Below are 7677 nucleotides of genomic sequence, written 5' to 3'. Positions count from 1 at the left end.
AAGAGAGGAAGAAAAAAATGAACAGACGGGCGCAGATATTTCAAGAGTATTTGCAGGAAAACAACATCGACTGCTTTAACGCCGAAGAAATTAACGATGAACTGAATACCACAGCTTTCCGTTCGCATATGGAGATCGCAGGCCAGAGAATTCCTCTTGTGGTCATCCTGGATGACAGCATTTACGGCATGCTGCGTCTCCAAATCGCGCCAAAGGCACTTAAAGAGACAAATAAACAGGCGATCTTGGAATACATTAATGAATTAAACCGTCAGTACAAGGTTTTTAAGTATTATGTGACAACCGATGGCGATTTGTGCCTGGATTGTTGTGTTTTGTGCGAGGCAGAACAGGCTAATGGATCGATGGTGTATACTATCATGAACGTAATCTTAACGCATTTGGCAGAAGAATATCCTGTCTTAATGCGCAAAGTATGGGCAGAATAAAATTTCAAGGCGGAAACCTATTGTCGAAGATAGGTTTCCGCCTTCTTGCTGGAATGATAGCAATTTGTTTCCCGGGATACTGTAAGTGTGATGTTAGTCACTGCATTTCTCCGCCGGTTATTTTATACTAATGCCAGAAGGTATGCGGCACATAGTATGGATACTGGGAGTTGATAGTATGTCGATTTGGCAATGGTTTTGCACATTAGGAAATAAGGCACCAAGGCAAGAAATATCTTTTTGGCGGGAAAGAAAAAAGGGTGGCAAAGCAGAGCCGGTGTCAGGCGTTGAGATTTGTACCCGCTTGTGTGGGCAAGCCGGCTGCCGCTGTGGTGCTACGATGCGCGGATTACATTGTGTCTGGTCTTATTACCGGGATAAATAAGGTTTGGAAATAGCAGGAAACTAGTATTACAAATGGAATATGTACCTTATGGCAAACAATGCTATAAGGAGGCGGAAGATATGCAAAGCGCAGGCAGTGAAAAGCGTGTTTACTTTCTTGATAATTTACGCTCATTTATAGTGCTGCTGGTGGTAGTATTCCATGCGGCTATGGCTTACATGCCTCATGCTCCGTGGTGGTGGTATGTTCTTGACTCGCAGCGGCATGCTCTCTTTGATTGGTTTGTGCTAGGGAATGATGTGTTTATAATGCCTGTTATGTTTTTTATTGCCGGGTATTTTGCCATTAAGTCGCTAGCTAAACGTAGTGTAGCTGAATTTGTCCGCGATAAAGTCACCCGGTTAATGATCCCCTGGGTCATCGGTGTTGTTTTTCTAGCTCCGGCGGTTACTTATTTTATTTTTGTTACCCGCTCTCAGACGCCGCCAGCATATTTATATTACTGGTTTAATTTGTTTTTTGGCAGTTCCTATCAGCAGGCGCATTACTGGTTTTTGGGAGTATTGACATTGTTTTGTCTGGTATTGGCCCTAGTTTACAGCCGTGGTTGGATAAAGGCCACACCGCTCAAAGCCACCAAGCCATCAGCCGCTTTTTTAGCATTATTTGTGCTTGGGGGGAGCGCCGGATTTTTTGCCGTGAATACGGTGGTCAATGATTACGACTGGGTAAACGTTAAATACATTTTGATGATTCAGCCTACGAGATTTGTTTTGTACGTCCTATATTTTATGCTGGGCATATATGCTTGTCGCCGTCAATGGTTTACTGCCGATGGCTATAGTCCCTGTCCGGTACGTTGGCCAGTGGCAGCAATAGTTGCCGGTGGGCTGTTTTTCGGCGGTAAAGTTGTGCTGGCAAACAATATGGCTTTACCAGGCTTGGCAGCAAATGCTTTTTTACACACCCTATTTTGTTTATGTGCTGTATTTGCGCTCCTAGCTGTCTTTCAACGCTGGGTAAATAGCGGGAACTACCTCTGGCGGCGTTTGGCCGTTAATTCATATGCCATCTATTTTATTCATCAATTTCCGGTTTTTTCTCTAAATTATGCTTTACTTAATTTACATACCGGTCCATTTGTAAAGTTTTTTCTGTCAGCCGGTCTGGCGGTAATCCTCAGCTATCTTATCTCCGAAGTATTGCTAAGGCGAATTCCCGCCTTTGGCGGCAATGTCAGGCAGGATAGTAAGATTTCGTCTCCGAGATATTGACATTGCCTGAGTGTACTGATATTATAGACATATTCGAATAATGTTTTTCCGATAGAGGTGCGGCAGACCAAGAGTAAGTATCGAGAGCTGGCAGCAATGATGATACTGAAAGGGGCTGACCGCCGAAGTGAAAGTTTTGGCCGGGAACTTTTGCTGGTCTTGCATTTAAGAAATGCCTGACTGTCACCTGAATGTTTCAGGTGGAGTGCTATCTTGCACAGCTGACAAGAACAATGTCGTCTCTTTAGGCAGTTTGCGGGATTTAGCGCAGGCTGCCTTTTATGTCTTAACAGAGATTCTTAAGAACAGGCTAAGAGCAATATCGGTTTTCACCGTTGCCAAAGGCTTGGCGCAAAACCGTGTTTTCTTTATACTTTATTTATTGAAGGGTAGGCGAAACAATTGGCTGAAAAAAAATTACCGTTTACAAAAGAACAATTATCGGGAGTGATTAAGCAATATCCCACACCGTTTCACATTTATGATGAGGAGGCCATCAGGCAGAATGTCCGCACGCTGATAAAGGCGTTTGCCTGGGCGCCTGATTTTAAGGAATATTTTGCTGTAAAAGCTACTCCTAATCCTTATATCTTAAAAGTGCTGCGGGAAGAGGGGCTGGGGGCTGACTGCAGCTCACTGCCTGAACTAATTTTAGCGGAAAAGGCCGGAATGAAGGGTGAGGAGATTATATTAACCTCCAACGATACGCCGGCGACTGAGTTTAAAAAAGCACGCGAACTTGGCGCAATCATTAACCTTGATGATATTAGTCACATCGACTATTTAGATAAACATGCCGGTATTCCGGAAATGATTTCTTTCCGTTATAATCCCGGCCCGTTGCGTGAGGGTGGCAACTCCATCATTGGTAATCCCGAAGAATCCAAATATGGTTTAACCCGCAAGCAGCTCATGGATGCTTATCGCGTTATGAAGGCTCGGGGGGTAAAACGTTTTGGTATTCACACCATGATTATTTCCAATGAGCTGGATCCGCAATTTTTTATTGAAACTGCCAATATGATGTTTGACCTTATTCTTGAAATTCACCGTACCTTGGATATTAAGATCGAATTTGTTAACTTCGGTGGCGGTATCGGTATTCCTTACAAGCCTGAGCAGGAGCCTGTTGATCTTTTTGCCGTCAGCCAAGGTATTAAAAAGGCATATGAAACAAAAATCGCCGCCAATGGTCTGGCGCCGCTTAAAATTGCTATGGAATGCGGCCGGATGATTACCGGTCCTTACGGCTATCTGGTATCAACTGTGCTTCATAAAAAAGAAATTTATAAAAACTATGTCGGCTTGGATGCTTGTATGGCTAACCTGATGCGTCCTGCTTTATACGGAGCCTATCATCATATTACTGTGATGGGTAAAGAAGATTGGCCGGCAGGTTATATTTATGATGTTACCGGCTCACTGTGCGAGAATAATGACAAGTTTGCCGTTAACCGCAAGCTGCCGATGATTGACATTGGTGATGTCGTGGTTATCCATGATGCCGGGGCGCATGGTCATGCTATGGGCTTTAATTATAATGGCAAGCTGCGTTCCGCAGAACTTATGCTGAAACAGGATGGCAGTGTAGAAATTATCCGCCGGGCTGAAACCATTGAGGATTATTTTGCTACCCTGGATTTTGCGGCATTGGAAAAATAGGAATTTATCTGACAAACTTCACTTGGCTATTGCCGGGTGAAGTTTTGTTTAAGCCTGTGTTGGCGGGGAGCATACTGTTACTATCCTTGGAGGTGACTAGTTTGGAACGTTTGTACACAGCAGTAGCTAGGCTTGAGAAGGAACTAGCTGTATCTGCCATTTTACTGCAGGACATAGCTTCACGGTTTCAAGAAGCTATGTCCGAGGGATTGGCTGGCAGGTCCAGTTCTCTCAAGATGCTGCCGTCCTTTATCGGCAGTCCTACGGGTCAGGAACAGGGGCAGGTTATTGCCGTTGATTTTGGCGGGACCAATGTGCGTGTGTTGCTGGTTGAACTGGCTGGAACAGGCCGGAGCCGTATTGCTGCGAGACGCACTTTTCCCCTCAAAGACAAGCTGGGCTATTATGACTATACGGCTGTGTCAGCGTCCGGGCCTGAGCTATTTGACTTTATCGCCGGCAAGATTAGTGAGATCGTATCAGACGGCGGTATATATCCGCTGGGATATACATTTTCTTTTCCCTGCCGTCAACAAGGGGTAGATAAAGCTGTATTGATCAATTGGACCAAAGAAATCAAGACAGTCGGAGTGGAAGGCCGGGATGTGGGCCAAATGCTGCAGGCTGCGTTAGAAAATAGGGGACTGGAGCGGGTTAGATTACAAGCTGTTATTAATGATACTACCGGTACGTTACTCACTGGGGCTTATAGTGATCCTGCCACTACGATTGGCGCTATTTGCGGTACCGGACACAATACTTGTTATTTGGAGTCTTGCCAGCCGGTGACCAAGCGTCCGATGATTGTTAATATGGAGTCAGGCAATTTTGACGGGGTGCAGCAGACAAAATATGATATTCTTTTGGACCAGGCCAGCGAAAAGCCGGGCGCCCAGCGATTGGAAAAAATGGTTTCAGGCCAGTACTTAGGGGAACTGGTGCGGCTTATTGTCGGTTCGCTCGCGGCAGATGGACATATTTCCAGCGGCTCTGAGAGATTGTCGGTTCCTTATTCACTGCCTACTGAGGATATTTCCGCAATACTTGGTGATACATCACCAGAGCTGGAGGTTGTAGCTGCTGTTGCAGCCGCCCGCTGGGGGATTACCGGGTTAAAGGTAAGTGAATACAAGGCAATTCAGACGATTGCCAGGTTGGTGGCGATGCGTTCCGCCCGTTTAGTGACAGCCACCTGGGCAGGAGTATTGAGTAAAATTGACCCCGGTTTCGTCCGCCAGCATACGATTGCCGTTGATGGGGCTTTGTATGAAAAAATGCCCGGATATGCCGAGCAATTGGCTAACACCATGGTGGAGATGTTTGGCGACAAAGCCAAGAAAATTACTATCAGGCTTAGTAAAGACGGTTCAGGTATCGGCGCCGCCATTGCGGCCGCAACTGTATATAAGGGAAAGTATTGCAATGAGAGATAGGGTGTTATTGAAACATAAAAAAGTTTACTTGCTGATGTTGACAATATTCGATTCGCGTAATATAATAGTCAAGTAGCAAGTTCACATGACTCCGTAGCTCAGCTGGATAGAGCGTTTGACTACGAATCAAAAGGTCGCAGGTTCGAATCCTGCCGGGGTCGCCATTGATATTTCAAGGGTTTTACGAGGTTTTCGTAAAGCTCTTTTTTTCGTTTTCATAGCAGTTTTACAACAACCGTACAACAACGCGGCAGAAACTGCATTTTCTAAACGGTTACTGTAGTGGTGTCTCATGATTGATCGATGCGACCGGAAAGGAAGAGTTGAGCCATGAGGCAATTTTTTCCTGGCCGCCGGATATCCTGTGGGTGTAGACATTGAGTAGCATTTGCGTGGTACTGTGGCCCAGTCTGTACTGGGCATCTTTGATGCTGACGCCATTGGCCGAAAGGCGGCTGGCGTGGTCGTGCCGGAGTTTGTGAAAGGTAATATCAATGCTGGCCGCTTTGGCCATGCGCTTAAATTGTTTGGACCAGCTGCGCGGGTCCTGGAGTTTGCCGAAGGGGTCGGGGAATACCAGGTCATTGTCTTCCCAGGGCAGGCCTGTGGCCTTATGGGCGGCGATGGTTGCCGTCTGACGGCCCTGGTGCTGCTTCATCTGCAGTATCGTAATTTCCGGCAGCGGCAAGACGCGCTGGCGGGCGATGGTTTTGGTGTCGTCGAGCGTGAGGCCCTCGTCGGTGATGATGACGGCCCGCTGGATGCTGACGCTGTCGGCGGTGAAATTGAAGTCTATCCACTTCAGTCCCAATAGTTCGGAACGGCTGATGCCGGTTGCCCATTCGAGGAGCAAAGCGGTATACATTTCGGCGTCGGCTTCGGCGGCTGTGAACAGGCGTGCCCACTCTATGCTGCTGAGTGGTATGAATTCCTTGCGCCTCTTCTTGGGCAGCGATACCGTTTTAAACGGCAGCCGGTGCAGTATTTCCTCGTTAAAGGCTTTGTTTAAGGCGATGCGCAGCACCGAAAAGGCCAGTTCGGCCAGGCGCGGTCCGCCGCCGTTGTCTTTGATGGTGTTCACCATGTTTTGAATATCAATCCCCCTGAGTTTTTGCAGTTTAATCTCGCCTAACAGCGGCAGAATATGGTTATTGACCACCGAACGGTAGCCAATGTAGGTATTGCCCCGGACGCTGGCCCGGGCGTAGATGGTCAGCCACTTTTCCACCCACTGGCCAACAGTGATTTTATCGGCGTCAATGAAGACCGGTCCCTTGCTCCGTTCGAGCAGGGCGTCTTTTTTCTGTTGGACTTCGCCTTTGGTTTTGCCGTAGCAATATTTGCGGACGGGTTTTCCCGTCTCGGCGTCGCGGCCGATGATGACGGCCGTCATCCAGAGGCCGTCTTTGCGTTTGCAAATAGTTCCTTCGCCATTGGCCCGTTTAGCCATGAGCACACACCACCTTTTTGATGTCGGTGGCAAGGGCGGCTGCACGCTGTTGTTGTATAACCCGTTGCCACCGCATGCGGTTTGCAACGAATTACAGGCGCAGCCTAGCTGTGAGAGGCAGTCAGGCCGGAAGGGGCAGGGAGTTCTTTGTTTTTCGCAAGGAGCTCCATTTTTTTCTGCAGCGCTTCCTGTTTGGTTCTAACGTAGAAATAGGTACGGACGGTTTTACCGGTCACAGGGTCGCGGCTGCAGACGGCAGCCACCCAGCGGCCGTCCTGACGTCGATAGATACTGCCATTGCCGTATTTGCGTTGTTCCATGGTCACACACCTCCTTTATTGGCTGATTGCTCCGGGTAAAGCCGTTGAACTTGTCCCTGCCTACGGCGGGGCCCCGGAGGCACGCAGGCATTTCACCTTATGCGCCATATACACACACCATCCTTTATGTAGAGTCTTACATCGGCGGCCGCCACTCGGCCGCCTGTTTTATTGCCGGCGCTTGCGCTTACCGCCGGGATACAACATATTTCGAATCCACCGGTCAACCAGGGACAACCTTGTCCTTATCTTCGGCTTTTAAGGCCGCCACAATTTTTTCAATGACGGCGCGTTCAGAGGGCGGCAGGTCGGCAATGTCGCGGGCCAGGTCGGTCACGTCGACAGGCAGCGACAACACGCCGGCATCGACGCCTAACAGATGGTCGGTCGAAACCTTTAATATAACGGCCAGCCGGGCCAGTGTTTCGCCGTCGGGTTCGGTGCGGCCCCGCTCCCAGCCGGCCACCGTGGACTGATTGCCCGCCCCGATAATGTCCGCTAGGGCGGCCTGGGACATATGGAGCCGTTCGCGGGCAGCGCGGATGCGTTTTCCTATTTCTTTGCTCATGTTTTTTCACACACCATCACGTTTAATTTGCACACACTGTAAAAAGTAGTTGCTACCCACATTGTAATTCTTCAATTGCGATTTGTAAATATAAAAGTGAGAAATGTATTGAAAAAATAGTAAACCACTGCTATGATTATTACATAATGCAATATCAAATTGCGTTAATTCACTT

General features: G+C 48.0%; 8 protein-coding genes, 1 tRNA gene and 1 riboswitch. Of the genes, 6 read left to right on the top strand and 3 right to left on the bottom strand.

The window, feature by feature from the left end:
• Window positions 1–17 precede the first annotated feature (17 nt).
• The 6 genes from SPSPH_RS14080 to SPSPH_RS14055 all read left to right on the top strand — a co-directional run bounded on the left by SPSPH_RS14080 (window position 18) and on the right by SPSPH_RS14055 (window position 5328).
• The gene (locus tag SPSPH_RS14080; RefSeq protein WP_075756576.1) at window positions 18–449 is read left to right on the top strand and encodes a YbjN domain-containing protein; all 432 of its coding nucleotides are present in this window, start codon (window positions 18–20) and stop codon (window positions 447–449) included.
• A gap of 178 nt (window positions 450–627) precedes the next feature.
• Window positions 628–834, top strand: coding sequence for a hypothetical protein (locus tag SPSPH_RS14075; RefSeq protein ID WP_075756577.1), 207 nt, complete (start codon window positions 628–630; stop codon window positions 832–834).
• A gap of 80 nt (window positions 835–914) precedes the next feature.
• Window positions 915–2069, top strand: a complete 1155-nt coding sequence (locus tag SPSPH_RS14070) for an acyltransferase family protein (protein ID WP_075756578.1) — start codon at window positions 915–917, stop codon at window positions 2067–2069.
• Window positions 2070–2113: 44 nt separating this feature from the next.
• A riboswitch (Lysine riboswitch) is annotated at window positions 2114–2288 on the top strand.
• Window positions 2289–2471: 183 nt separating this feature from the next.
• Window positions 2472–3731 carry a diaminopimelate decarboxylase gene (gene lysA / locus SPSPH_RS14065; RefSeq protein WP_075756579.1) on the top strand — a complete coding sequence of 420 codons (1260 nt, stop codon included), beginning with the start codon at window positions 2472–2474 and terminating at the stop codon, window positions 3729–3731.
• A 101-nt stretch (window positions 3732–3832) separates the two neighbouring features.
• Window positions 3833–5164 (top strand): hypothetical protein, encoded by a 1332-nt coding sequence (locus SPSPH_RS14060; RefSeq protein ID WP_075756580.1) that lies wholly within the window; start codon window positions 3833–3835, stop codon window positions 5162–5164.
• Window positions 5165–5251: 87 nt separating this feature from the next.
• Window positions 5252–5328 (top strand) — tRNA-Arg (locus tag SPSPH_RS14055).
• 110 nt (window positions 5329–5438) lie between these two features.
• Here SPSPH_RS14055 and SPSPH_RS14050 read toward each other — a convergent pair.
• The 3 genes from SPSPH_RS14050 to SPSPH_RS14040 all read right to left on the bottom strand — a co-directional run bounded on the left by SPSPH_RS14050 (window position 5439) and on the right by SPSPH_RS14040 (window position 7502).
• The gene (locus SPSPH_RS14050) at window positions 5439–6614 is read right to left on the bottom strand and encodes a tyrosine-type recombinase/integrase (protein ID WP_054261054.1); all 1176 of its coding nucleotides are present in this window, start codon (window positions 6612–6614) and stop codon (window positions 5439–5441) included.
• A gap of 104 nt (window positions 6615–6718) precedes the next feature.
• Window positions 6719–6934, bottom strand: coding sequence for a hypothetical protein (locus SPSPH_RS14045; RefSeq protein WP_075756581.1), 216 nt, complete (start codon window positions 6932–6934; stop codon window positions 6719–6721).
• A gap of 223 nt (window positions 6935–7157) precedes the next feature.
• Window positions 7158–7502 carry a helix-turn-helix transcriptional regulator gene (locus SPSPH_RS14040; protein ID WP_075756582.1) on the bottom strand — a complete coding sequence of 115 codons (345 nt, stop codon included), beginning with the start codon at window positions 7500–7502 and terminating at the stop codon, window positions 7158–7160.
• Between the last annotated feature and the right edge of the window lie 175 nt (window positions 7503–7677).

Source organism: Sporomusa sphaeroides DSM 2875 (assembly GCF_001941975.2).
In the GTDB taxonomy this organism is placed as follows: Bacteria; Bacillota; Negativicutes; order Sporomusales; family Sporomusaceae; genus Sporomusa; species Sporomusa sphaeroides.
Note: the sequence above shows the minus strand (reverse complement) of the source record. Positions and strands in the feature narration are given on the sequence as shown.